Source organism: Alteromonas sp. KUL42 (assembly GCF_006538325.1).
Lineage (GTDB): Bacteria > Pseudomonadota > Gammaproteobacteria > Enterobacterales > Alteromonadaceae > Alteromonas.
In genome coordinates, this window is the sequence record NZ_BJKK01000006.1 from 130,019 (window position 1) to 156,238 (window position 26,220).

19 protein-coding genes and 1 pseudogene are annotated in these 26,220 nt (G+C 41.5%); 15 read left to right on the top strand and 5 right to left on the bottom strand.

Annotation, left to right across the window (positions count from 1 at the left end):
* Nucleotides 1-355: 355 nt before the first annotated feature.
* Nucleotides 356-1,919: pseudogene (locus tag EYR97_RS10750) on the top strand (sodium/sugar symporter).
* Nucleotides 1,920-2,165: 246 nt separating this feature from the next.
* Nucleotides 2,166-2,738: a single-stranded DNA-binding protein gene (locus tag EYR97_RS10755; protein WP_131093819.1), complete on the top strand. Its 573-nt coding sequence runs from the start codon at nucleotides 2,166-2,168 to the stop codon at nucleotides 2,736-2,738.
* A gap of 111 nt (nucleotides 2,739-2,849) precedes the next feature.
* Here EYR97_RS10755 and EYR97_RS10760 read toward each other — a convergent pair whose 3' ends face one another.
* Nucleotides 2,850-4,526 (bottom strand): bifunctional 2-polyprenyl-6-hydroxyphenol methylase/3-demethylubiquinol 3-O-methyltransferase UbiG, encoded by a 1,677-nt coding sequence (locus EYR97_RS10760; protein ID WP_165478023.1) that lies wholly within the window; start codon nucleotides 4,524-4,526, stop codon nucleotides 2,850-2,852.
* Between the two features lie 271 nt (nucleotides 4,527-4,797).
* Between EYR97_RS10760 and EYR97_RS10765 the strand changes: the two genes are divergently transcribed.
* From EYR97_RS10765 to EYR97_RS10800, 9 genes are all read left to right on the top strand, one after another.
* A complete protein-coding gene (locus EYR97_RS10765) occupies nucleotides 4,798-5,661 on the top strand; it encodes a hypothetical protein (RefSeq protein ID WP_181409142.1) in 864 nt (287 codons plus the stop codon).
* A gap of 111 nt (nucleotides 5,662-5,772) precedes the next feature.
* Complete coding sequence (locus EYR97_RS10770; RefSeq protein WP_131093822.1) at nucleotides 5,773-7,623, top strand: asparagine synthetase B family protein; 1,851 nt, start codon at nucleotides 5,773-5,775, stop codon at nucleotides 7,621-7,623.
* A gap of 76 nt (nucleotides 7,624-7,699) precedes the next feature.
* On the top strand, nucleotides 7,700-7,858 hold the full coding sequence (locus tag EYR97_RS21890; protein ID WP_165478024.1) for a hypothetical protein: 159 nt from the start codon (nucleotides 7,700-7,702) through the stop codon (nucleotides 7,856-7,858).
* A 98-nt stretch (nucleotides 7,859-7,956) separates the two neighbouring features.
* Nucleotides 7,957-8,793: a hypothetical protein gene (locus EYR97_RS10775; RefSeq protein WP_131093823.1), complete on the top strand. Its 837-nt coding sequence runs from the start codon at nucleotides 7,957-7,959 to the stop codon at nucleotides 8,791-8,793.
* A gap of 6 nt (nucleotides 8,794-8,799) precedes the next feature.
* Nucleotides 8,800-9,633, top strand: coding sequence for a sulfotransferase domain-containing protein (locus EYR97_RS10780; RefSeq protein WP_131093824.1), 834 nt, complete (start codon nucleotides 8,800-8,802; stop codon nucleotides 9,631-9,633).
* A gap of 327 nt (nucleotides 9,634-9,960) precedes the next feature.
* Nucleotides 9,961-10,875: a PleD family two-component system response regulator gene (locus EYR97_RS10785; RefSeq protein WP_131093825.1), complete on the top strand. Its 915-nt coding sequence runs from the start codon at nucleotides 9,961-9,963 to the stop codon at nucleotides 10,873-10,875.
* A gap of 5 nt (nucleotides 10,876-10,880) precedes the next feature.
* Entirely contained in the window at nucleotides 10,881-11,081 is a 201-nt protein-coding gene (locus EYR97_RS10790) for a hypothetical protein (RefSeq protein ID WP_131093826.1), read from the top strand.
* A gap of 44 nt (nucleotides 11,082-11,125) precedes the next feature.
* Nucleotides 11,126-12,178 carry a hypothetical protein gene (locus EYR97_RS10795; RefSeq protein WP_181409143.1) on the top strand — a complete coding sequence of 351 codons (1,053 nt, stop codon included), beginning with the start codon at nucleotides 11,126-11,128 and terminating at the stop codon, nucleotides 12,176-12,178.
* 153 nt (nucleotides 12,179-12,331) lie between these two features.
* Complete coding sequence (locus EYR97_RS10800) at nucleotides 12,332-13,621, top strand: dienelactone hydrolase family protein (protein WP_131093827.1); 1,290 nt, start codon at nucleotides 12,332-12,334, stop codon at nucleotides 13,619-13,621.
* A gap of 85 nt (nucleotides 13,622-13,706) precedes the next feature.
* Here EYR97_RS10800 and EYR97_RS10805 read toward each other — a convergent pair whose 3' ends face one another.
* From EYR97_RS10805 to glpK, 4 genes are all read right to left on the bottom strand, one after another.
* Complete coding sequence (locus EYR97_RS10805) at nucleotides 13,707-15,836, bottom strand: alpha-galactosidase (RefSeq protein WP_131093828.1); 2,130 nt, start codon at nucleotides 15,834-15,836, stop codon at nucleotides 13,707-13,709.
* A gap of 120 nt (nucleotides 15,837-15,956) precedes the next feature.
* Nucleotides 15,957-17,393, bottom strand: coding sequence for an SLC5 family protein (locus EYR97_RS10810; RefSeq protein WP_131093829.1), 1,437 nt, complete (start codon nucleotides 17,391-17,393; stop codon nucleotides 15,957-15,959).
* 67 nt (nucleotides 17,394-17,460) lie between these two features.
* Nucleotides 17,461-20,205 carry a TonB-dependent receptor gene (locus EYR97_RS10815; protein ID WP_131093830.1) on the bottom strand — a complete coding sequence of 915 codons (2,745 nt, stop codon included), beginning with the start codon at nucleotides 20,203-20,205 and terminating at the stop codon, nucleotides 17,461-17,463.
* 305 nt (nucleotides 20,206-20,510) lie between these two features.
* The gene (glpK, locus tag EYR97_RS10820; protein ID WP_131093831.1) at nucleotides 20,511-21,995 is read right to left on the bottom strand and encodes a glycerol kinase GlpK; all 1,485 of its coding nucleotides are present in this window, start codon (nucleotides 21,993-21,995) and stop codon (nucleotides 20,511-20,513) included.
* 164 nt (nucleotides 21,996-22,159) lie between these two features.
* On the opposite strand from glpK, the gene EYR97_RS10825 reads away from it, so the two are divergent.
* The 4 genes from EYR97_RS10825 (at nucleotide 22,160) to EYR97_RS10840 (ending at nucleotide 25,961) form a co-directional block, all read left to right on the top strand.
* Nucleotides 22,160-22,918, top strand: a complete 759-nt coding sequence (locus EYR97_RS10825; RefSeq protein WP_131093832.1) for a DeoR/GlpR family transcriptional regulator — start codon at nucleotides 22,160-22,162, stop codon at nucleotides 22,916-22,918.
* A gap of 287 nt (nucleotides 22,919-23,205) precedes the next feature.
* The gene (gene glpD, locus EYR97_RS10830) at nucleotides 23,206-24,741 is read left to right on the top strand and encodes a glycerol-3-phosphate dehydrogenase (protein WP_131093833.1); all 1,536 of its coding nucleotides are present in this window, start codon (nucleotides 23,206-23,208) and stop codon (nucleotides 24,739-24,741) included.
* 26 nt (nucleotides 24,742-24,767) lie between these two features.
* Nucleotides 24,768-25,358, top strand: coding sequence for a phosphoglycerate mutase family protein (locus EYR97_RS10835; protein WP_242634983.1), 591 nt, complete (start codon nucleotides 24,768-24,770; stop codon nucleotides 25,356-25,358).
* 96 nt (nucleotides 25,359-25,454) lie between these two features.
* Nucleotides 25,455-25,961: a hypothetical protein gene (locus tag EYR97_RS10840; protein WP_131093835.1), complete on the top strand. Its 507-nt coding sequence runs from the start codon at nucleotides 25,455-25,457 to the stop codon at nucleotides 25,959-25,961.
* Nucleotides 25,962-26,220 lie beyond the last annotated feature (259 nt).

Genomic DNA, 26,220 nt, shown 5'->3' on the forward strand with positions numbered 1-26,220 from the left:
AATTGTAAACTAATGATTGTTGGTGTCCCTTAGGCCGTATCCTCGTGGATACGGCTTTTTTTATTGCTTTACTATTTAACTAAATTAGTTAGATATCGTTTGATTATATAAATAATGATATCCACCCACGTTTTTAGATGAAAAAAGTAAACAAAATGTGATACTAATAGGCACTGCAATGTTTACGGTGTGTTTACAACTAATCAACACAAGAAAAGTTACGTTGCATAACTACGCCTTTATTGGCGATAAAATAACGGTGTGGCAATACCTCAAATAATAATAAAACTTTTCACCTGTGTACCCTGCATAATATGTTAAAGCCACACTCAAAATAAAAACTTTGGGAACTATTATGAATCTAGCTTCATTGGATATCACATTTTTTGTGATATATGTTGTTGCGCTCATCGGTATAGCTTGGTGGGTTTCACGCGAAAAACAGGGTCACGAAAAAGATACAAACGATTACTTTCTTGCAGGGTCCAGTTTACCGTGGTGGGCCATTGGTGCTTCGTTAATCGCGGCAAATATTTCTGCAGAACAAATTATTGGTATGTCAGGCTCTGGCTATAAAGTGGGGTTAGCAATAGCTTCCTACGAGTGGATGGCCGCTATAACACTTCTTATTGTGGGTAAATTCTTCTTACCTAGTTTTTTTACAGCACAAAATTTACACCATGCCGCAGTTTTTGGAACAACGGTATGATCACCGCGTTAGAAAAGTAATGGCAATATTTTGGTTAGGTGTTTACGTTTTTGTGAACCTAACTGCAGTATTGTGGTTAGGCGCATTAGCAATTAATACGATTGCTGGCGTAGACATGATATACGGCATGATGTTCTTAGGATTATTCTCGTTAGCGTATTCACTTTACGGCGGGCTGAAAGCCGTGGCGCTTACCGACATCATTCAAGTGGTGTTACTGGTTTTAGGTGGTTTGTTTCTGTCGTATACGGCGTTGAATCTTATCAGTGACGGCAATGGAGTTATCCAAGGGTTTGTCGATCTAACCAACAAGCTGCCAGAAAAATTCGACATGATCTTGTCACAAGACAACCCGCATTATATGGACCTGCCGGGTATTTCAGTGTTGATTGGCGGTATGTGGATAATGAATCTCTCTTATTGGGGGTTTAACCAGTACATTATTCAACGCACCCTTGCTGCAAAGAGTGTTCATGAAGCACAAAAAGGTATCGCTTTTGCTGCATTCTTGAAATTACTTATGCCGCTTATTGTAGTGTTGCCAGGTATTGCAGCTGTGCTTATTGTGCCTGGGCTCGATAAAGCAGACCAAGCATATCCTAGTTTAATGACGCTGATGCCTGTGGGGTTAAAAGGCGTAATTTTTGCCGCGCTGGTTGCCGCAATAGTGTCGTCACTAGCATCAATGACCAACAGTGTATCGACGATTTTCACCATGGACTTGTATAAAGACAAGCGTCCAAATGAGTCACAGCAGCACTATGTTAAAGTAGGTCGCGTCGTAAGCTTAGTTGCGCTTATTATCGCTATGGTGGTGGCTAAGCCATTATTGGGTAATTTCGACCAAGCGTTCCAGTACATTCAAGAATTCACAGGGTTCTTTACTCCGGGAATATGCGCACTGTTCGTACTTGGTATGTTTTGGAAGAAGACCACTGCAAATGGTGGCCTACTTGCTGCACTTGGCTCGTTTCTACTGAGTTTAGCATTCCGCTTTTGGTGGCCAGAACTGCCGTTCATAGACCGTGTTGGTTTAGTGTTCTTATTGTGTGTTGCGCTAGCTGTGGTTGTGTCACTTGTTGAGAAAAAAGGCGTAAGTGAAAATGCGGTAAATCTCAATGAAGTGCAATTTGCAACAACCAAAGGCTTCGACGTTGCGGCAATAGCCGTTATTGCGCTTACAGCGGCGTTTTATATTACGTGGTGGTAAGTTTATTCAAGACGAATATGCCATAGTTAGTGGCATAAAATAAACAAGGCGAAAGTGCAGAAGATGTAATTAGTAAATGTTGATAGTATTTGAAAAGGCAAATGTGTTGGTGAAAAACTTCCAATTTTGTTTGCAAAATACGATATACTAGCCGGCTAATACCGAAGAACTTTCGCGCTTGTTGTTTTATGTGTTTCATTGCACAGTATCCCAACAAGCCATACATATACGTTACAGGAGACATCAATGGCAACGAAAGGCGTTAATAAGGTTATTCTTGTTGGAAACCTTGGCAATGATCCTGAAGTTAGATACATGCCTAACGGAAACGCCGTTGCGAACTTAAGCCTAGCAACCAGCGAAAGCTGGAAAGACCAACAGGGTCAGGTTCAAGAACGCACTGAGTGGCATCGCCTTACTATGTATCGTCGCTTAGCTGAAATTGCCGGAGAATACCTGAAAAAGGGTTCACAAATTTACGTTGAAGGTAAATTGCAAACGCGTAAGTGGCAAGATCAGCAAGGCCAAGACCGTTACACAACGGAAATTATTGTCGACCAAATGCAAATGTTAGGCGGTCGCGGCGGCGAAGGCGGCGGCAATGGCGGTGGTTACCAACGACCTCAAAATAATCAGCAGGGCGGCGGATATAATGCCAACCAAAGCGGTGGTTACAACCAAGCGCCTGCTCAAGGTGGTTACAATAACAATCAAGGTGGCGGTTATAATCAAGCACCACAAGGTAATAATCAGCCTCAACCCAAATCACCACCAATGGCTGAGCCAGATTTTGATTTTGATGATGATATTCCGTTCTAAATCCAAAGACAAAAATTAGAATGTTGAAAAATAATTTAGAAAGCCGCTATTAAGCGGCTTTTTAGTACAAAATAGCCTCGCCTCCACGTAACCAAAGTCAATATTAAGCTACTATTTTTTCTTACACCAAAATTGATACATACCTATAAAAGTATCAGGGTTTTCGGTCTCAAAACTTGCCCAATTGTCAAGGTTTATGCCCGCTTGGTCTTCAGGAAATATAGAACGATACTTACTTAAATGCCTCTTGTTGTCTAACTGAAATCCTCGAAATTCTAATCCTAGTAATTCCAACATCGCTTTAAGTTGAGGTATATCAAAAACCTTTTCACAGGCATTAAATGCCAAGTCTTTAAGATGGTTTGTATTATAAAAATCCGCATAATGAATCAGCTTTCTTAAATCAGAGGTTTCTCTTGACTTGAGAACAAAGTTTCGAAACGCTCTCATTCCTTCGATATCATCACTAAAATTTTCTTCTGCAATAACTTGTCTTGCAAATTCAATGTACCTCCTCGCCAAACGACTGTATACACCGATTTTCATCCAACCACCTTGATTTAATAAATCAACTAATACTTTTAATGTTCTTATTGGGTCTATGGTGTGATGAATAACGCCGACAGATTCAATTAAGTGGAATTGTCTCTCCCAATTGGTCAACTCTAAAATATCAGCTTGGTAAAACTCTATATCAGGATAGGTAGCTCTATCCACTTTCATTCTCGCATACTTTAAACTTGTGGCGCTAAAATCTATGGCTGTTATCGTACTGTAGTAGTAACGTTCGGCTAAAGAAATAACATGCTTTCCCGTTCCGCATCCAGCAACAAGAATATCAATATTATCAGGGACGCTTATACTCTTATTTGATGATTCGCGATGTTCCATGTGTTCACGGAATGTGCGCTTAGATTTAGAGGTGAGGACATTGCTCCAGCGTGGAAATGGATAGTTTTCATATTGACTTTTGACCTCGGTTACAGGCGCTCTTTCTTTGATATTCCCTCTTGAAAATAATAAAGGAACTGTGTTGGCATCACCTAGGTAATCCAAACGCTCATCTATATGTTGGGAAAGCTTTCGTTCTACTTTTGTTTTGCTGTTTATCGAATTAAATTTTTGTTTAAGGTTTTCAGTAGGAGGAAGGTACATTGCAAGTTTAATAAAACACGTTTTCTCAAAGTAATCGTCAGTTTCTTTCTCTCTGCACTCATGTTCCAGAGTTGCTAACTTACCTAATTCGTCCTCAGAAATATCGAGTATATAATCACTATGACAGGCCTGAATCGCAAGACTGACAGCGAGGTTGTAGTAACTGGCATTGCAGGAAAAAACGTCATTGCTTAAATCCAGTATGGTAGTTCTGAGCTCTCTAATTTTATGCTCTATAGATATATCTACGTTGAAGAAGCTCTGTAAGTAAAGCGTAAATAACTCGTTACCTGCGAAATACTCTAACAATTTAGAGTGTTTATGATTAAACATTTTCGACTTTAAATGGCGTAGTATTTGCTCTGCCACTATTGGTGCCATTGATTGGTCAATCGATTGGGAAGTTGACAAAATTCGGCAATAGTCGTTAGTTAAATCAATAGGAGGCAAAAAACTAAGTCGACACAAGCACATATCATACAGCACCTGTTCTTCATCAGACAGCTGTGAGGTTGATTTTACTCTATGTAAAAGAGTTGCAGCTATCTCAAAGAAGCCTTTCTTCATCAAGCTTTTATAATTTGATTTAGTTTTAGAATGGGAAGCCATCTCTTCCTTAGTTTTGCTCTTCACAGTGTCACTACTCTTAAATTTACATACTGGCTTCGCGAAGTTGCCGCATATTAGTATTTGGAATTTAATTAATATTAAATCAATGGTTTGGATTCTTGAGAAAAGCATCAAATCTCAGCTCTCGGCATGTACTCGATAGCCGGATGGCATGGTAGACTATAATGAACTCAACTTTAAATAATATGAAAAAATCAAGTTCATGTCTGCCCCTTTAGTTAATCAGTACTTTTTCTACCGTAGCTTTGGATTGAAAATTAAGAGTCAAATTGCTTTGAAAGAACTCCGACCTGCTGTTTTTGATGTTCCTGACGTCATGATCTATTTCGGAGAGGTATTCGAGCATTTATCAAAGCCTGCCATTGAACACGAAAGATTCGAGATATCTGACCAAACTTGGCTAATTAAGTCAGAGGAATATTGCGGTGCGAGATTACTTGTTAAAAAAGGCCAAAATATCACCATTGAACACACGGACGACTTAAATCAAGACCGGCTTGCATTAGTTCTCTTGGGGATGGCTTTTACTGCGATACACTTTCAACTTGGAAGATTACCACTTCATGGGAACACGCTAATGGGGAAAGCTGGTGCGATAATGTTGGTAGGTGATTCAGGTGCAGGAAAGTCCACACTATCTCTAGCTCTCACGAGGAAAGGCTATAAGCTGGTCTCCGACGACCTAAGTATAGTGGATACATTGGGTGAATATGACGAGAAGTTTAGGGTTTTTTCAGGTTGTACTAGGTTGAAGTTGTGGGAAGAGACATGTATCCATTACGATATCAACATGAGTGAGCTGAACCTGATAGATTCAAACAGAAAAAAATTTGGCCTTGAATTAGAAAGTGAGGAATTGCTCTTTTCCTATAAACTCAATCGCATATACGTGCTGACTAAATCGCACTGCACATCAATCTCTTTTAGACACATTACAACAACGGCTGAAAAGCTCTCTATTTTTGGGAATTTACTTTCGAAGATAAGTGTATCAGACGCTCAGTCTGTGTGGCCAAATGTATTTAGTAATTTGGCCTCCGTATTAACACGTACTCCAGTTGTTTTGGTAGAACGTCCAATATCAAGTTGGTCTGTTCCAAAGCTTATAGAGAAAATATGTAATATCGAAACTTGCTAAGCAACAATATAAAAGAATCGAAGTCAAACGAGTTTTGAATAAAACTGCACTATAAGAATTAAAGGGCCAGCACCTAAAATTCGAGTAAATGGTTAAAGAGAAATTTCTAGCATGAGTACGTTTTATGGTTTGATGACGATTAGCTCGCATGAGTATGCAAAGCTAGCGCTCGAAAAAATGTTTAAAGAGTCGACGAAACATTGGAAATTTCAAGAGGCCTCAAGTTGGGTGAAAGGCCAAGTTGGGTTTGGACAATTGCTCCGAAGAGTCACACCAGAAGACGAGAGGGAAGCTCTTCCATTTTTTAGTCCTCCCTACGTAATCTGTGGGAGCTTTTATCTTAGTAACCGAGATGCACTCATTGATACCCTAAACGACAGACGAATAGATCCTCAGATAACTGATGGACAGCTAGTAATGCTACTGTGGCACCGATTCAAAATGGAAACTCTCAATTTGTTGGATGGGATATGGGCTTTTGCCGTTTATGACTGTGAAGACAATAGTCTCATTATCGCACAGTGTGCCAGTAAGGGAGTGACTTATTACGCTCGAACCGATAACAATTTTTATTTTTCTACGAGCGTTCAGGAAATATTGTGTCAAGCTGATATAAGTCGTGAGCCTAACCTTGATTATTTAATCGAAGGGTTTATCAATTCTCAGCGACAGGCAAAGCCCGATGAGACAGGCTTTAAAGGTATATTTCAGATTCCAAAAGGTCATTATTTATATATTCAAGGCTATGCCTTAGAGGTTAGAAGATGGTGGCAGCCAGAGCGACTTAGTCCTTTAATTTATCGCAATGCTGAGGAGTACGATGATGCTTTTAAAGATCTATTTTTTAAACAAGTATCAACTGCCGTGCGTACCTCCTCATCAAAGGTCGCATCACACTTAAGCAGCGGTATAGATTCGTCAGCAGTTCTCGTAGCAGCCCTCACCGAAATATCATCTCAGAAAAAGAAAGTAATTTCGTATACTCACACACCAAATTTTAGAACTCCAGAAGAGAGTCCTAAAATTCAATATGATGAGTGGCCCATTGCTTCTACAGTTGCTGAAATGTATCAAATAAGGCACGAAAAAGTTCTCTGCACCGACGTTTCAATTTATGACGCTATTTTATTAGACGCAAGCCTTCATGCCTCTCCCGCATTTGGGAGCAACAACCTTTATTGGCTTCATGAAATTAACCGGCTAGCAACAGCTAATGGGGCTAATATTTGTCTAACTGGTCAAGCAGGAAATTCCTCTATCTCTTACACGGGAAATCCCAGTTTATGGCCACTTGTCAAGCAGGCTAACCTTTCATTCGTTTTTAGAGAGCTTTACTCGGAACGAGGTGGATTAATAGCTGGATTAGAAAATAGATTACTTAAACCTATTTTTAATAATCTGCGTTACACCAAACTGAATTCGCAATACCAAAGGTCTGCAACCAAATTCTTAACGAAAGAGTGGCGAGACAGTATTAGGTTCAATAAGTACCTAGGCAATCAAGAGCTTCTTCGTCAGTTTCGAGCTTTTGAGCACATTGGCTTGGTAAGACCGGGAAATATGGTCAATAGCGAGTATTTTGGCATCACAATTGTAGATCCAACGTCATTGAAGGCAATTATGGAGTTCTGCGGCCGGATTCCCGAGCACATCGTTTGGAGACATGGTGAGCAGCGCTCAATGATACGAAATGCTATGAGGAAACACTTACCCAATAGTGTTTTGTATCCGACAAAAAAGGGAAAACAGAGTGCAGATTTAGCGCACAGGCTTTCAAAGCAATTCTTCACTTTTGAGGCAACTTTCGAGTGCTACATACAGAACCCAGTTGTTCAGGAAGTCTTGGATGTCGAAGCGGTTGTTAGTTGTATCAAAAAAATAAAGTCTGGACAGAATGTCGGCATATCTCTCTCTCAAATAACAAGATGCTTGTCATTGATGGCTTTTCTTACTCAATTTTAACAGCAATAATTTGAATTAAGCTTCCCGTTGGAGTAACTTTGCTATTTGAATAGAAAAAATTAGTGGGGAGCGAATAGTGAACAAAGACTCTATAACGGAAGAAACTAAAAAAGTTAATGAAAATCAACTAGAAAAGCTTGTCTGGCGTAAACCAGAATTGCTTGTATATGATGTGAGTACGAAAACACAAAACAATTTTAATGGCGGTGGCAGCGACGGAAAGTTTTTCTCATAATAGTTATATCCAAGTTACTCTGTTCATAGTAGGTAAACTGCGATTTCATCCGTATTGTTTGAGACGTTGAATATGATAAGTAGCAAAAAGTAATCGTCGTGCTTGCATCTACAGAAGAGGCTCTAAAGCAGCTACAGAAGTTGCTTGGGCGTAAAATTGATATATCAAAAGAAAGCTTTAATTTAGTTGGCCTGAAACGTGTCAATGCCTCCATTTATGTAGAAGCTCGCAGTTGTGTACTGAGGGGTATCGACGGCATCCAACTGAAAATGCAGCGGTGTAACGCTTTGTTATTTTTACCCACAAAATCGAGTTTAAACCTGTTTTTGCGCGCAATGGCAAGCTCTATTTTAGCTATAAAAGCGCTACTCAACAAAAAGCTCGTTTTGAAATCCACAACCGCTTTAACTCCCAACGGTAAAGCGGTGATATTTTGCGGAGAGACGGCTATAAAGAGAAATACTGTGGGGTGGGAAACCGCCTCGGGTCGCTATGAATTAGTTTCGAGCGAGATATCTATTCTGTCGATGCACAAAGGTGTTCTTTCTGTTGAGGCGACTCCATTGCTTAATCTATTAAATCCCGTTTCCAACCAAACTACTAATTTGCAATCACGTGCACTACTCGCTGATACTGGCTTTAGCCACAAAACTGTGGACTTTACGATTTGTGCTGACAAGAGCTATTTTCCCGTGAGTGATGTTTATTCTCTTCACGCTGAATATATAAAAAGCATATCCTCACAGCCAGTCAAAGGTCTAAAACGATTAACTTTGCTATCAGAGCATATCTTTTTGCCTTCTCTCTCTTTTGAGCTTTTACCCGCTGCTTTTGTTAGTCAAAGTCTACTTTTCCTAGCCAAACAGTCTAGTATGGTCAGGGTCAGGTACCCCAGCCACAAGGGGTCATTCGCTGATATTTTAAACTCTTTGTAACGACAAATGAACAGCCCTCGCATTTGGTTAGTTACGTACCCTAAGTCTGGAACGACCTGGGTCCGAAGTATGTGGTCGGCCCTCGAGCAAGATGGCAAAATTGACATCAATGAATTAAATTCGATTAATAGCTCAGACCGCTACTGGGTTGAGTACACCATGGGTATATCGACAACATTTCTTGATAATGCAGAAATTCGTTTATACCAGTCAGAGGCTTGTCGATACTTTTTTGAAGCAGAACATAACCAAACTTTGATAAAGTCTCACGATGCTCTTATCGGTGAAGATGAAATCGAAAAGCCAATATTAAATCAAAGTAACTGCGATCGCATCATACATGTAATAAGAGACCCGAGAGATATAGCAGTATCGTGTCAGTATTATTTTCAAATTAGTCTAGACAGGGCGATAGATATGATTTGTGATTCCAAATGCTGGTTAAACACGAGCAGGGTCTATTCTACGCTCCCCATTTTCTTGTCTGATTGGAGTGCTCATACCAAAAGCATCTTTGACTCGAATTTGCCATCGCTATTAGTTCGTTATGAGGATTTGAAGCAATCGTCAGTGAAAGAGCTTGGTAGAATAGTAGAATTTTGTCAGTTACCTTATTCAAACGACGCAGTACGAGCGGCTGCAAACAGCTGTAATTTTCAAAATTTAGCGCTGCAAGAGAGGTTAGTCGGTTATAAAAATAACCCCTCTCAAGATACAAGTCGATTTTTCAGACGAGGAGAATCAGGAAACTGGAGGAAAGTTATGAGCATCGCACAAGTGAAAAGGATAATAGATAAACATGGTCTAGTTATGGAAAGTTTAGGATATTTGTCTGACTAACAGCGATATAATACAGCTATCACTATCGAAGAGTCAGTGAAAGCCTTGACTAAAATTTTGGATCTAAATTCTTCATTTGCAATCATGCTAACAAATATACTTTTTTGAAAAAAAAGCCAGTAATTCACGTTAACTCAAATATTCATAAATACCATACAAGTAATTGTTAAGAGTGAATATGGCGGCCGCTTCGCATACATAAGAAAAAGTTAATCGAAAGTTCAATAACCACAATAGTGTAAGTTCAACTATTGTTAGTACTATAGACAAAAAATGTCTCAAATTTTCAAATACGATCTATAGACTAACGCAGGAATTTACACGCATATGTCCAATCTATTGCCTGAGCTTTTAATTGTTGACGATTCAAGTATCGACCTAACTATTCTGAAAGAGATGTTGGGAAACAACTATCAATTCAACGAAGCTGAGAATGGTGCCAAGGCTGTAGAGCTGTGTTTGAGTGGCAGTTGTAGCCCAAGTGTCATACTTCTTGATGTGTCTATGCCTAAATTGAATGGCTACGAAACCTGTATTCAAATAAAGGAGATTCTTGGTTTTGAGCACGTTGAGGTTATCTTCATTAGTGGTAATGACTCTATTGAAGAAAAACAACATGGCTACGAAGCGGGTGGATCTGACTACCTTACTAAGCCCGTTAATCCAGAAGAGTTGCGGCAAAAAGTGCGTCTTGCGGTAGAACGAGGGCAGCAGAGAAAATCATCCGAAGCACAATCAAAAACGGCTTTGGATGCGGCTATGACAGCGATGATGGACGCTGGTGAGCAAGCTGGTGTTATACATTTTCTACGCGATAGCTTTGGTTGCAAAACCCTCGAAGATCTTGCACAAGCCATTGTTACTGCAACGTCTAATTTCGGTCTTTCTAATACAGTTCAAATTCGCACGTCTTCAGATAATATTACCGTTTCTTCAAACGGTGCTTGCCCTCCGCTGGAAGTAGAAATGCTTACTTCATTGCGCAATATTGGGCGTATTCATCAACGAGGTAAGCGCTTAATTCTAAATTTCGGCGATATTTCTCAGCTGATTAAAAACCTACCTGACGACGATGCCAAAGTAGGGCGACTTCGCGACCACCTTGCTATCATTTTAGAAGGGGCGGAAAGTCGTGCTGATGCACTGTTAGCTGTTGATGAAATGAAAAAGCTATTGAAAGATACTGAAGAATCTATTTGCCATATTCAAACGTTTGAAAAATCTCAAAAGGGTAAAACGTAAAAATTATGGATACAATGATAGAAGAAATTCACGCGAGCCTTTTCGAATATGGATTAACCGAAGAGCAGGAGAATGTGTTACTAAAAATGGTTGAGCGATATTCTGAAGATATATTTAAAGTATACGAAGAAGGCCAGCAAGTAGGAGACAGCTTAAATCATGTCTCTGCAACACTAAACCGCGCTGTGACCAAGTTCTTGGCCTAGTCCGTTCATTATGATTTTAGATTAGTGGCGTATATGAGAGATGGATGAGCACACATGGGATAAGTGTTTGTTTACAATCTCCCACTTTTTCTCACGGCACTTCTTTAAATTGGGCGGGCACATTGTCACCTCTACAAATTTTCCAGCTTTTACTTCTTACTCTGATAATGTTCCCTCGTTTTTGCTGCGCCCATGAGCAAAATGTAGAAGAGACTCGTCATAGTGCCGCAACCCTAAATCGCCCAACTGTGGTATGGCTGCGTCCGCCTGAAGTTGGCGCGTCAACTGAAGGTATTCGCATTTCAGAAGGCCCTATGTATGACAATATGTTCTTTTTGGCGACAAACCTAAAGGGTTACGAACATCGGTTTGAGGCTTATCCTATCAAGCGTGCGTGGTCTTTGGTTAAATCGGCAAGCACATCAGATGAAGTGTATTGTTTTTTCGGCGCTTCTTATCGCAAGGAAAGGACAACGTGGGGCTATTTTTCTCAACCATCTTCAGTTAATTTGCCCATGCTAATTGTCGTCTCTGAAAGTTTGCATCAGCAGTTAGTTTTAGATGATGTCGCCCCTCAACAATCTCAAAGTGGTCTATTTGAAATGACATCACTAGAAAGGCTGTTAAGCGACAATTATCGTACTGTGTTGTACAGTGAAGTTAAGAACACGTTTTCTGAAGTGATACAACCGTGGGTTAATAATCGGAATGTGATTATGCTCAATGGGCTAGGAAAGGATTTAGGATTACATACCATAGAGCTTATTAAAAATGGGCGTATTGACTTTGGTCACGTGGGACATATGGAGCTGTATAGCCTTACGTCAGATCAACTTGAAAGCACATACGTTTATCAAGTAGAAGAACTATCGGATGATACGCGTGGGACGAAGAGGTTATTTTGTTCTAAAACCCCAATGGGTAAACAAGTAACCGAAGACTTTAACTATGCGCTTGCCAACATCAATCAAGATAAAGTAGCTAGCGCCCAGCTGCGCGAAGTAAGTTTTATTGCTGATGGCTATCCTACTCTTTTGAAGCCAATGTTTGATGCTAGATGGAAGTCTATGCAGTTGCGTAATACAGGCCCACATTAATTTATCATTTGGGTATACGTTTTACTGTAGTGTTACTAGAGAATTAACCAGTCTTATTTTTTCTTATCATCAATAAAAATGGTGTTTTGGTTGTTAATGAAACCCACATCGGTAATATGACTGTGTCGGTGTTCAACAAAAAAAAGACTGCATATGAAAACGTTATCCCTCTTTTTAAAGGCGTCAGTTTTTGCTTCTCTATCAACGATAGCAATAACGACCCCTAGCTTTGCTGCTCAAAATGTTTACAAGTCCTTTCCCGCAGATGTTATGCCTGAACTTAGCGAGGTTGGTGGATATCGTGTTGGTGTAAAAACCATCAATATCACTTACCCAGAATTGGTTACTGACTTTGTTAAAGGTGATGTTGAACGCGCGCTTACACTTGAAGTGTGGTATCCCACCAGTGAAAATGGCGCTTTGACGACTTACAATGACCAAACTCGCAGCGGGCAAAAATTCGAAATTCAAGCAAATGCAATACGTGATGTTGCTATCGCCAAGAGTGAAAGTAAGTATCCAGTTGTTGTTATTTCTCATGGGTATACAGGGTATCGCACGCTAATGCATTACCTCGGTGAGCACTTGGCATCGCATGGTTATGTTGTTGCGGCAATTGACCACACTGACTCTACCAATAAAGAGGTTAACTTTGTCGAGAACCCTTACTCAGGTTTTCCCAGTACACTATTAAATCGTTCTCGCGACCAAGCATTTACGCTAAATGCCATAGTCAAAAATCCTTTCTTTAAAGGAAATGTAGATAGCACAAAGGCCGGTTTAATTGGCTATTCAATGGGTGGCTACGGTGCGGTCAGCACAGTTGGTGGATGTTATGCTTTTAATGATACAACCGCAGCTATGTTTACAGGAACCAAAGAACCACAAGCAGTAAATATGGTGAAGCAAGCCCTTAACACTTGCGCCGGTGGAGAGGCATCAAGTGATGACGTATTACCAGCGTGGAAAGCTGCTTTGGCTCTTGCACCTTGGGGCGGCCAGCATCAATTGTTTGATGTTGCGTCTCTCAACAATATTCATGTACCTATTCTTTATGTTGCTGGCGATAACGATGATATTTCAGGTTATGACGGCATACGTTGGTTGTTTGAAAATACGGGTAATAAGAGCAGTAAACTGCTTACCGTGGTAAACGCGCGTCACAATGTCGCGCCTCACCCTGCACCTAGTGAAGCTTATGGTAGTGAATTTGACCTAGGTAGCTACATTGAGCCTGCGTGGGACAATCAAAAGCTCAATGCTATTAATGAGCATTTTGCATTAGCATTAATGAATTGTCATGTGAAAGGCATAGACGAGTACTGTGCATTTTTGGATGTGACGGGCAGTAGCGATCAAGCCCCTGTTGAAGGCAAGGTGCCGGAACCTTGGAAAGGGTTTGATAATCGTTGGGCGTTGGGGTTACGAATGGAAGGAAAGTAGGAAATTCACTACTTTCGTTTAAAAAGAAAGGGCCACTACTGGCCCTTTTGATTTATTCACTTAATGGTGCAAAGTCAGTATTCTCTTATATTGCTTTAACCGCGTAAATTAATGCGGTTTGTGGGAAGAGAACAGGTAACTGCATACCATAATTCATCAACACTTCACCTGAAAAAATTTGTCCTTCCGTTTGCTGCAAGATAGAAGGTGTATATTCTTTTAGCTTCTCAGGCCAAATGCGCTCTAAGGTGTATTGTTTGTTGGCATCAAGCCCTGCAAAGTAAAAACGAGTGGGCGTAGTTCGCAGTGTTTCTTTAACACTGTTATACGCGAATAGACCTTCTGTTTTATCTTTTGAGACATAGCCAAACTTTACATTCAACCCATCATCGTCCATGCGATACAAATCGCCGAGGTGGGTTAGGTGACGATATTGCTTGTAAAGTGAAATTGCATTAGTCAGTACTTTTTGCTCATGCTCTGTTAATTCACGTGGGTCCATTTCAATACCCATGTGGCCGAACATAGCCACGGCCGCGCGAATTTCTATGGGTAAGTGTCGCCCGGTAATATGACAATCTCTTGGGCCTACATGGGCGCCCATTACTTCAGAAGGAAAGAAGTAAGAGAAGCCTCGTTGAATGTACAAACGGTCAAGCGCATCGTTTGAGTCTGACGTCCAGAAACGGTCAGTATGGGGAAGAATGCCTAAATCTACACGCCCACCACCCGAGCAGCAGCTTTCTATTTCAATGCCCGGATGCGCAGCTTTAACACGATCAATAAGCGAATATAGTGCCGCCGTTTGGCCGTGCATCGCAGGCTGACCTTGCAAATTGCCTGGATGGTTCACATCGCGGTTCATGTCCCACTTAATGTAACTAATTTTCGGATAGGCTTTAAGTACATCAGTGATGACCTTATACAGATACGCAACCACTTCTGGATTAGTTAAATCAAGTACATATTGATTTCTAAAAGGCACATGTGGGTTGTTTTGAGTTTGTAGTGCCCACTCAGGATGTGCGCGATACAAGTCGCTGTCTGGGTTTACCATTTCAGGTTCAAACCAGATGCCAAACTCCATACCAAGTCCAGTAACGTGGTCAATAAGCCCATCTAAACCTTGTGGGTAGATGGCCTTATCCACAAACCAATCGCCTAAACCCGCTTTGTCGTGTCGTCTACCTTTAAACCATCCATCGTCTAACACAAATCGCTCTATACCCAAAGGTGCGACCTTGTCAGCGAGGGCTTTTAGTGTGTCTTCATTGTGATCAAAGTAAATACCTTCCCATGTGTTGTAGTGCACAGGGCGAGGTTTCGACTCAGCGGTATGCGTTAATATATTTTCGCGTATAAAGTTGTGAAACTGCCGAGACAAAGAAGAAAAGCCTTTTGAACCAAAGCCTGTGTATAGCACAGGTGTGGTATAACTTTCCCCTGCCTGCAATACGATTTCGCCCGGGAATAAAAGCTCACCAAACTGCACATAGCTTCTACCGTCAGCCATGAGTTCGGCGCGTAGTTTGTGATTAGCTGATGCACCTAAGTGAAATCCGTAACATTCGCCATCTAATTCCCCCGTGTGTTGCGGAAAGGCAATAAGGCCAGGAAAGGTATCATGAGAGGTCTTCCCACGTCGATTTTCTCGAACGTAGCTACCAAAAAATAAATCGTGATCTTGCGTTTGAAATTCCGCCGACCAACGCCCCTCAAAAGTCTTAATTTTTGTCATCGTAGCAGGCAACGGTAAGCTTGCAGCATTTAGGTAATTGAGGTTAAGTGCTTCACTGCCGATATTTTCAAGACGAGAAAAGAACTTAACTATCGACGTAAGATTGTCGAGTTCAACAAATGTAATTAAGCGCATGCTGCGATGTGTATCTTCACCAACAAACTCTACGGAATTATCCGTTTGATTTGCTTCGCATAGTGTGAAGCCCGCTGACCATTGATCTGCGTTACCGAATACTTCCAGACCCGGTTGGCCAGTCCACCCCTCACCATGGGTTGGAACTAGCGAAATAGGTGGTTCATTAACCGGTGCGCATTTCGCTTCCTGGCGGGTGTTTAAGACATTGAGCATTTCTGGTGTAGTGGTATCACTTAGTAGGGCACCATAATAAATCACCTTGGGCATGCGACCTTGACAGTCAAAAATAATCGTAGTGCTGTCATTGGATAAGCGCACAAAAGAAGATAGAGACGACATAAGTACCTCGTATTGGGAGCAGCGATGCTTACATAGCTGCTGTGCTATGCGTAAAAACATAAGGTTGGAGGGCAGCCAATAGATTGGCACCCTCTATCCATTTAGATAAGTAAAGCGGTATTAGTCAATTAAACGTCCGCGCCATTGTGCGCTTTGTTTGAAAACAACTTTATTTAATAGCAATGCAAGAGCTATACAACACCCAAGTGTTATTGGCATTAGATGTATGTAGTGTAAGCCGAAAGGGGCGTGAACAAAGCTGAAGAAAGAGTAAAGTGCCACACCAAATATCACGGCTAATATTCCTGCTTTGGCGTTTACATTATTAAACAGCAAACCTACTACAAAGATGGACAGCACCGGCATACTGATCAGGCCCCACAGTTGCTGAAGCAAATTGATGATACTTTCTGCTTGCGCATAAATGGGTACCATGAGTAATGAAACAACGGTTAATATTGCCGTTACAACTCCGCTTAAGCGTGCAACGTTAGGTTTCTTTTGGAAGTAAGCTTCGTGAATATCACATACGTAAAGTGCTGTGGCTGAGTTAAGGTTACTGTTATAGGTAGTGAGTACAGCCGCAGCGAGTGCAGCAGCGAAGACACCTGATAACCAACTAGGCAATACATCGCCCACAATAGTGCCGTATGCTGCGTCGTTTATATCACCGTACAGCTTATATGAGATAATACCCGGAATTACGATAATTGAAGGTACTACAATAAAGCGAATAACTGCCGCAGCATATACGCCTTTTTGTGCTTCTTTCAAGTTTGGTGCGGCCATCGCTCGCTGAGTTATTACTTGATTGGTTCCCCAATAAAAGGCTTGAATGAAGATCATGCCAGTAAGTAATGTGTGCCAAGGCAATGGTGAGTCGTTGTCACCGATTAACGTAAGTCGTTCTTTGGGAATACCTGAAAAATCGAAATCAATTGCGAAAAGTGCCAGTACAACAACCACAATCGCCATCGTGAGTAGCAAAACACCTGAATATGTGTCGGAAACAGCAACAGCTCGTAATCCACCGAAAATTGCATAAAGAGCACCGATAAGAGCGAATGCAGTTGCTACGTACATAAGGGGGAGATCAACATTAAACATATTGATCATAAATAGTGAGCCAGAATAGATAACCGCTGGCATGAAAATAAGACTACTACCTAAAAAGAACAACAAACCAATAATTGCTCTGATGTGCTTGTTGTTATAACGCAATTCAAGCAGTTCGGTTGTGGTTGTGCACTTGTAGTGGTAGTAAACCGGCAAAAATACTTTAGCAAGAATAATTAAGCCAATTACAGCAGCAAACTCCCACCAGGCTAATAAAGCCATTTGATTACCATTCATACCCACCAGTTGGTCAGTACTTAAATTGGTTAACGTAATGGAGCCTGCGACGAAAATCCACGATAGTCCACCACCCGCAAGGAAGTATTCCTTGTTTTCGTTAGCAGTACTATGCCCATGACCGCGACACTTTAAATAGGTAAGAAGGCCAATAAGTGCGGTTATAAAAAGAAAAACGACAAGTTGGATTAAGCTGCCTGACACGAAAAACTCCTCAGCAGTATAAAGACAAAAAGGGGGCGTCAGCGCCCCCTTAACTTTCTAATTGTTATTAGAAGGTAGCGCGAACACCAACAGCGTAGCGCGAACCATCAGCAACTTGTTGTACAAATTGCTCAGACAAACGTCCACGACGTGTTAGTTCTTCATCAGTAATGTTGATACCTTCGAAGAACACGGTAAACGTTTCATTTACGTCATAGCTTACACTCATATCTACTTGAGTATAAGTTTCTGTAAAGCGAGGCTCTGTTCCACCTAATGTGCTAATTGCTTCTTGCATAAAGGTTTCACGATTGTTAAGTGCTACACGTGCTTGGAAAGCATCTTTCTCGTAGAACAAGGTAATGTTCTGAGAGTTACCTAAACCAGGCAAGCTGAATTCAGCATCTGAATTTACAATAGTCGCGTTCGCTTGAATACCGAAACCACTTTCAAGGGTATGCAACCAAGCAAGCTCTAAACCTTCAACTTCTAGTGCTTCACCGTTACGTGGACGAAGTACACTAAACACGTACTCACCGCTGTCTAGGAATAATGATTCGTCAGCGGTATCGTTTGCTATAAAGTCTTCAACTTCTTTATTGAACGCTGCTGCTGAGAAGTAACTTGTGTCATCGTAATACCACTCTAGTGATACGTCCCAGCTTGTCGCGCTGTATGGTTGTAGCGCTGTGTTACCTGCTTGTGCTTGCAAATTACCAGGGCGAGACACAGTTACATTAAACACAGGTACCAAGTCGTCCATCATTGGGCGAGTCAATGTTTCTGAGTATGCGTAACGAAGGTACAAATCATCAGTTAATTGAAGCTTCACATTCACATTTGGAAGTAGTGAAGAATAACTGTTGGTTTCGTTTACCGGAGCACCAGCTTCTGTCTCGTACACAACGTTCAGATCTGATGGGTCGTTTGGAATAGGCTGTAAATCTCTAACGATTTGACTTGTTCCATCTACAGACGTGTCAGTTTCACTGTAACGGAAGCCAAAATTCACATCTAATGGCATGTCTGATATTTCAGTAGAGAAATAGAACTGTGCATAGGCGCTAAGCACTTCTTCACCAACAACAAATGAGTCGTTACTTGGCTGTGGGTTTGCGATGTTTGTCGCGTCGATAGTAGCGCGTACATCAGCGAAATCTAAACCAGTAGCGTCTGCAATTTGTTGTACCGCAGCGTCAGAAGTTGCGTAGTTGAAGAACGCTTCTGGATCGTATGTTAGCCATTGGTTAGGTACACCACCGAAGTAGTTCTTGGCTGTGAAAACAGTAAGAAGCTCATCGGGTAAGTCGAAGGTGTAACCACAGTAAACATTACATGCTGAAGCGAAGCGACGAGTGTTCGTTTTTTCGCGATCTTGATAGTAAAGACCAAAGTCTACTTTATAGAAAGCATTGTCTGAATCTGGTACCCATGTGAAGTCTGCACGATACTCGCTGATGGTATCTTCTGTATCGAAACCATTGCGCTCATTGTAGTGCATTCTGCCTAAAGAAGGTGTTTGAAGTGCAGCATCACCGCCCGCTACAGTAAGCGAAGGAATAGAGCCAGAATAATCAACACTGTATTCATTGTTGTAACCAACAACAGTAAAGAAGTTTGCACCACCACTGGTATCTTCCGCAGTTGATGTTGAAATATCGATGTTTGCGGTAAGGTTATCGTTTACCAACCACTCGAAATTAGCACCAAATGCTTGAATCTCAACGTCGCGACCATAGCGGCGACGGATAAAGTCAGTTGCACCGCCTACGCCATCAACAACGGTACTGGTTACGCCTGAAAGGCTGCCGTTGTCAGTGAAAGACATGTTGTCTAGGTTGCTATCAGAGAACCAGTGACCAACGCTGTGTGCATCTGAGTCTACTTCAAACTTTGAATATAAACCGTCTAACGTCAATGTCATGTCGTCGTTCGGTGCATATTGAACAACCAAGTTTCCAGACGTTCTTTCACGATCCACTAGGTCAACAATTTGGTCAAAGTTTTGAGGAATATAAACACCGTTAAACTGTGCGTTGTCTGCGTATGCAGGATTGTCTAGCTCTGAACGGTCTGTGATGCTTACACCTGGACGCCAGTAACGGGTTTCCAGCATGTTTGTTTGAAGTTTACGCTGTTGGAATGACGCGGCTGCTAAAACACCTAGTTTACCGTCAGCAAATGTATTGGTAATCAGGCCTGACATTTGCGGCGTGGTTTCTTCTGAAATGTCTTCGTACATGCCTTTAACACTTGCAACAGCCTTGAAGCCATCAAATGCAAAAGGACGAGCTGTTGTAATTTCTACAGTAGAACCGATACCACCTTCTTGCATCGATGCAAGTGGGCTTTTATAGACTTTTGCGCCACTAATTAGTTCGGCTGGAAGTGTGTCGAAACTGAATGCACGACCTTGGTTTTCAGTAGCAATCTGGCGGCCGTTTACCAGTACGGTGTTAAAATCTGGGCCAAAACCACGAACAGTAATAAATTGACCTTCACCACCTGAACGGTCAATTGCTACACCGGTAATTCTTTGTAGTGATTCAGCAACGTTTTGATCTGGGAATTTACCAAGGTCTTCTGCGGTAATACCATCATAAACAACATCGGATGCTTTTTTGTCTAACATCGACGCTTTTAGTGAGCTGGTAAAACCTTTAACTTCGATGACTTCTACTTGGTCATCTTTTGCTTTCGTTTCTTCCTGTGCCAATGAAACTGGGGCATGTAGAGCAGAGGCGATAGCAACACCTAAAAGTGAGCGTTTAGCAATCGGTCCTAACTGTAGTGTGTTAATTTTGTGTGTCACTGTGTTTTCTCCGTGGATATGCTACGTTTTAACGTATTTTGCACTTAAATTACGTTTTTAGTATGTGCGGATCAAGCTTATTAACAATGTTTTTACACGTTTAACGTTATATTTCCGTTTTGCATGTATTTAACATATTGAAAATTAACGTTTTTGTGTTTTTAGGTAAAAGGTGAAACGTTTACCTTGTTTGCAATACTAGCACATAATGACAATGTAATGACAATGTTATAAAAATTTTTTTTGTATAAAAAAAGTGCGGCATATAACCGCACTTCATTAACAATCAGAAAAATAAGAGAAAATTAGCTACAACGAATGCGTTCGACAGCGTGCTTCCATCCTTCGTAAGCATGGTCGCGTTGTTGTTTTGTTAGGCGTGGAGTGAAAACGCTATCACGCTTCCAACAAGCGGTAAGTTCGTCGATAGAATGGAATACACCTGCTTTAAGGCCAGCTAAAAACGCCGCACCAAGAGCAGTTGTTTCGGTAATTTCTGGCCGTTCAACTTCTGCACCTAAAATGTCGGATAGGAACCCCATTACCCAGTCATTGCGTGACATACCCCCATCTACGCGAATAGTCGTAGGCCTAGCGCCGTCACTTTCCATAGCCTTTTGAAGATCTTTGGTTTGATAGCAAACAGACTGTAAGCCAGCCGCGACTATTTCGCTGATGCCGGTATCTCTGGTCAAACCCAATATGGCACCGCGTGCGTCAGGGTCCCAGTATGGGGCGCCTAACCCTGTAAACGCGGGTACTAAAAATACGCCATTGTCTTGACGAGCCCGTTGGGCTAATGCTTCGGTTTCTGCTGCATCATCAATGAGCTTAAGGCCATCGCGCAACCATTGCACAGTGGCTCCAGCCATAAAAATACTGCCTTCAAGTGCGTAGGTTGTTTTTCCATCTAGGCGGTATCCAACTGTGGTTAGTAGCCTGTTTTTGGATTGTAGTGGCGCATTACCGGTGTTCAAAATCATAAAGCAGCCCGTGCCATACGTGCTTTTAGCCATACCTTTTTCGAAACATGCTTGTCCAACCAAAGCTGATTGCTGATCACCAGCAACACCGTATATAGGAAGTGATGTACCTATAATGCTATTATCAATAGTGCCAAAATCGGCTGCGCAGTCCATCACTTCAGGTAACATTGATTTAGGAATATTAAAGGTACTCAGTAACTTCTCATCCCAACATTGCTTATTTATATCGAATAGCATTGTACGCGATGCATTTGTAGCATCAGTTTTATGAGATTTGCCACCCGTTAAACGCCAAATAAGGAAGGTATCAACCGTACCAAAAAGCAATTCGCCTTTTTCCGCTTGCTCTCTTGCGCCTTCAACATTATCTAGTATCCACGCCACTTTAGTTGCAGAAAAATAGGGGTCAAGTAATAACCCGGTGGTTGCCGTAATATGATCAACCAAATCTGAATTGTTACTCAATTCTCTGCAAAGTTGAGATGTGCGTCTATCTTGCCAAACAATGGCTGGATAAACTGGCTTGCCGGTTGATTTTTCCCATACCAGTGTGGTTTCGCGCTGATTCGTAATGCCTATTGCAGCAACATCATTAACTGAAACGTCACTGTTCTCAAAAACGTTCTTTAATGTGGTGATTACGCTTTCCCAGATTTCTTCAGGATCATGCTCAACCCAACCATCACTAGGGTACTTCTGCGAAAATTCTTGTTGCGCAATTGCTTCAATGTTTCCTTTTGGGGAAAAAATAATACTACGCGAGCTGGTTGTGCCCTGATCAATGGCAAGAATATGTTGTCCCATGACGTCACTCCTGAAGGTAATTTGGATAGAGTTTGCATCATTTACAGTAGATTAACAACGCTATATTTTCGTAAACGAACATTTTGGTTTTCGAATTGACGTGGGAAGTTGGAAAATATCCACGTATACTAAACAGATGGACAAATGTGATGTACGAGATTTTTATGAACCAAGCACAGAGACACGAAAAAATTGTTGGGCTTATTAAACAACATGGCTTTATGTCTATTGATGATTTGGTTTCTACTTGCAACGTAACGCCGCAAACTATTCGTCGCGATCTTAATCAGCTTGCAGATAATGGTGTACTCAGTCGTTATCACGGCGGCGCTGGGCTTAACAAGAGTTGGGAAAATACGCCCTACCAAGAGCGCAAAACACAAAACAGCCAGGTTAAAGAGAAAATTGCGGAAGCCGTGGCTGCAATGATCCCAGATGGCGCATCACTTTTTATCAATATTGGTACAACAACGGAGATGATTGCTACCAAATTGCTTAATCACAAAAACTTACACGTGGTAACTAATAATATCCATGTGGCCACTATATTGTCCGCAAAAGAAGACTTCTCTGTAATCATCGCAGCAGGTGAAGTGCGCTATCGCGACGGGGGTATTATTGGTGAGGCGACTTGTGATTTCATCAGTCAGTTTAGAATGGACTACGGTATTATTGGCATCAGTGGTATTAGCGCAGATGGGGCACTTTTAGACTTTGATTTTAGAGAAGTAAAAGTCTCACAGGCCATTTTGGAACATACTCAGCATGTTATTTTAGCCGCAGATTACAGTAAGTTTGAGCGTCGTGCGATGGTCGAACAAGGCCATATATCTCAAGTGGACTGCCTTGTATGCGATAAAACACCCCCTCCTAGTATTAACAAGATTATTGAAGACAACAATATCACCTTCGTCAAAGCGTAGGTGTTCCACTTTCAAAAAGTATACTGCTCAAAGGTAGGCTAAACCCTGCTGATATCAAATAATATTTATACCAATCCGCATAGATAACTGCCCACTCAGAAGGTAATTATCTGTGCGGACTGGTATTACGGCACTCTAAATCTGTTTATGCACTTCATGGTCAAGTGATATTTCATTCTACTGCTTAAACTACCTCTCTATGTTCGTTTTTGTTCGTTTTGTGTTGACATGCTTTCTTTTTGGTTGTCAAATGTACAATATATTGAAAGGCCAACAAGGGGCATAGAATGGGTCAAAGTAATCATACTGACAAAGTAGTCGACGTTTTAGTGGTCGGCGGTGGTGTTAATGGCGTTGGCGTAGCGCTTGATGCCGCTGGTAGAGGTTTGTCGGTTGTACTATGTGAAAAAGGTGACTTAGCTGGGGCCACGTCATCGTCTAGTAGCAAGCTCATTCATGGCGGTTTGCGCTATCTAGAACATTATGAATTTCGACTAGTGAAAGAGGCATTAGCAGAACGAGAAGTCTTGTTGAAAAAAGCGCCCCACATCATGTGGCCTTTGCGTTTCAGGCTTCCACATCAGAAACATTTACGCCCAGCTTGGATGATCCGCATTGGCCTTTTCCTCTATGACTCGCTTGCGAAAAGAAACATGTTACCTCGTTCACGTAAACTCTCTACATCACCCGATGGCCCGCTAGTTAGTGACATTTCAACATGTTTTGAATACTCAGACGGTTGGGTAGATGATGCGCGTTTAGTGGTTCTCAATGCAATTGCTGCGCAGGAGCAAGGCGCCGAAATTCACACTCGAACTGAATGCATTCAGGCTGAGAAAGATGAGAATACATGGTTAGTAACTTTAAAGAGTCACGAAGGGAAAACGTTTACCGTTCGTGCTAAATCTATTGTAAATGCGGCAGGGCCTTGGGCAGTTTCCTTCTTGGACAGACTAGTAAATATGGATAACCCAAATGCTATGCGCATGGTCAAGGGCAGCCATTTCATTGTGCCAAAATTGTATGACTCTCAGGAGGCGTACATTCTTCAGAATAAGGATGGTCGTATTGTTTTCGTTATTCCATATGAAGGTGATTTTTCATTAGTGGGAACCACGGATGAAGATTTCGTTGGTAACCCATCAGATGCAAGAATCTCAGAGGCGGAAACGGATTATCTGATTGACGTGGTGAATACGTACTTTAAGTCTAAGGTTTCTCGTGATGACATTGTTCACAGCTACAGTGGTGTTAGACCGTTACTTGAAGAGAAAAATGCCTCTGCGCAAGAACTAACGCGAGACTATAAAGTGGAGCTGGCAGGAAGCAAAGGTTCCCCAGTGTTACTCAATATTTTTGGTGGAAAAATTACTACTTATCGCAAGCTAGCAGAGCACGCGGTAGACAAACTAGTTACCTGCTTCCCACGAGCGAAAAGGGCATGGACAAAAGAAGCACCGTTGCCTGGTGGCACGTTTACTAGTCAAACTGAGCTAGTTGCAAAGTTAACCAGTGAGTTTCCGTGGTTAGGAGAATCACTTGCCCAGCGCTATACCAGACAATACGGTCTTTTATGCTATAAGTTTCTTAAAGGCGCTACTTCACTTGATGCTTTAGGGAAGGACTTTGGTGCGAGTCTGTTTAAAGCCGAAGTGGACTATCTCATAGTGCATGAGTGGGCCATGTCTCTTGACGATGTTATTTGGCGCAGAACTAAACATGGTTTGCGACTCAGCGACATACAGAAAAGTGAACTGAAAGCGTATATTGAAAGCGTTGTTTACGGTGATGTTATAAACGAAGAAAACAGAGCAACTGCATAACGGACTCCCTGAGCATGGATGTGAAGATGGACGCGAATAAAAGCAAAGTACTAAATGCCAATAAACGGCAAATAGTGCTTATTCGTCATGGGCGACCGAAGTCTGCTCATAATGAGTTCGTTAATGCAGTTAATTACAAGAAGTGGGTTCACGATTATGATAGGTCTGCACTCGACCCAAATAGTCTTCCTCATGAAAAGGTCAACTTAGATTCGAGTTACATCATCGTCAGCCCTTTATTACGCGCAAAGTTATCAGCACAAAAATACGGTGTAATGCGAGTCGACGAGTATTGTGAATACCTAAAAGAGATGGATATTCCTTACTATAAGGTGCCATTTATCTCGCTTAGAGCATGGCAATGGGTTGTTGTCAGCCGATTTCTATGGTTTCTGGGAGTCAAAGGGCATTTTGAGAGTTTTAAAGAAGCCAAGAGGCGTGTTGTTAAACTCGCAGACCACGTAGAAAGCTTAGGTGAGCATCACCAAAGAATTATTTTGTTTGGTCACGGAATGATTCACTACTTCACGCGAAAGGAACTCATAAAAAGAGGGTGGCTTTTAACCCAAAAGAATAGCGATTTTTGGGGTATTACCTCATTAGAAAGCAATGAATGACAAGAAGGTGTCTTAACATTTTCTTTATATTTCAAATAGACGGCCGATACTTAAAGTACCACTATAATAAAGCATGTTGGTATTTGGAAAATAGTAATGAGCCGCATACAAAAAGACCCTTTTACACTGATTAACGTCATCAAAGTGATGGTGGTCGTAGGTTTTGCTATTGTCTTAGGCGTATTAATTAACTATTTCCACACTGATGAAAGTGACACGACCGAACAGGCCTTCAAGCAGAAAGTTAATACGTTCAAAAATCACGTCAGTACAGCGCATTGGCAGTGGAAAGTGCAACAGCCTACGTCCATGATAATGTTGGTACATTACAATGATACTGGAAAGGAAATAAACCGAAAGCCGGTACGCATGAATCACAATGGGTGGCCCGCTATCGACCACACCGATGAAGGGTGCGAAAAAGTGTGGACATCTCTTGTTGCTGCTCCTTTGATGGTAGACGGTTTTAGGGTGCATTCGCGATATTACGTTATAGACTCAGAAAGTGACGACAGTGAATACGGGTGTCGTTATAGCTTGAGTAGCGGTGCATTCTTTGATTACTTTCCTGAAACAGGCGAGACCAGCGAATTGGTGTGGTAAAGCATGGTATGTGTATCAAAAGGGTGCGAATATGGTTGTGTTTAATAATAATCGGTAAATAGTGGGAACCTTCTTTTTCCTCGATAGTCACTCTTAAGGTCTAATCTTAATTAAATGAGCTCGTTATTTCGTCATTGTTAGTAAGGTCGCGGCGATTATCAAACATAATTTAACTTCAATGGTAGGCATTACTTGCCCAAATTTGCCCCCATTGTTAAAGTGTGCTGATAAATATCGACTTCACGTTAAAGCGTCGCCA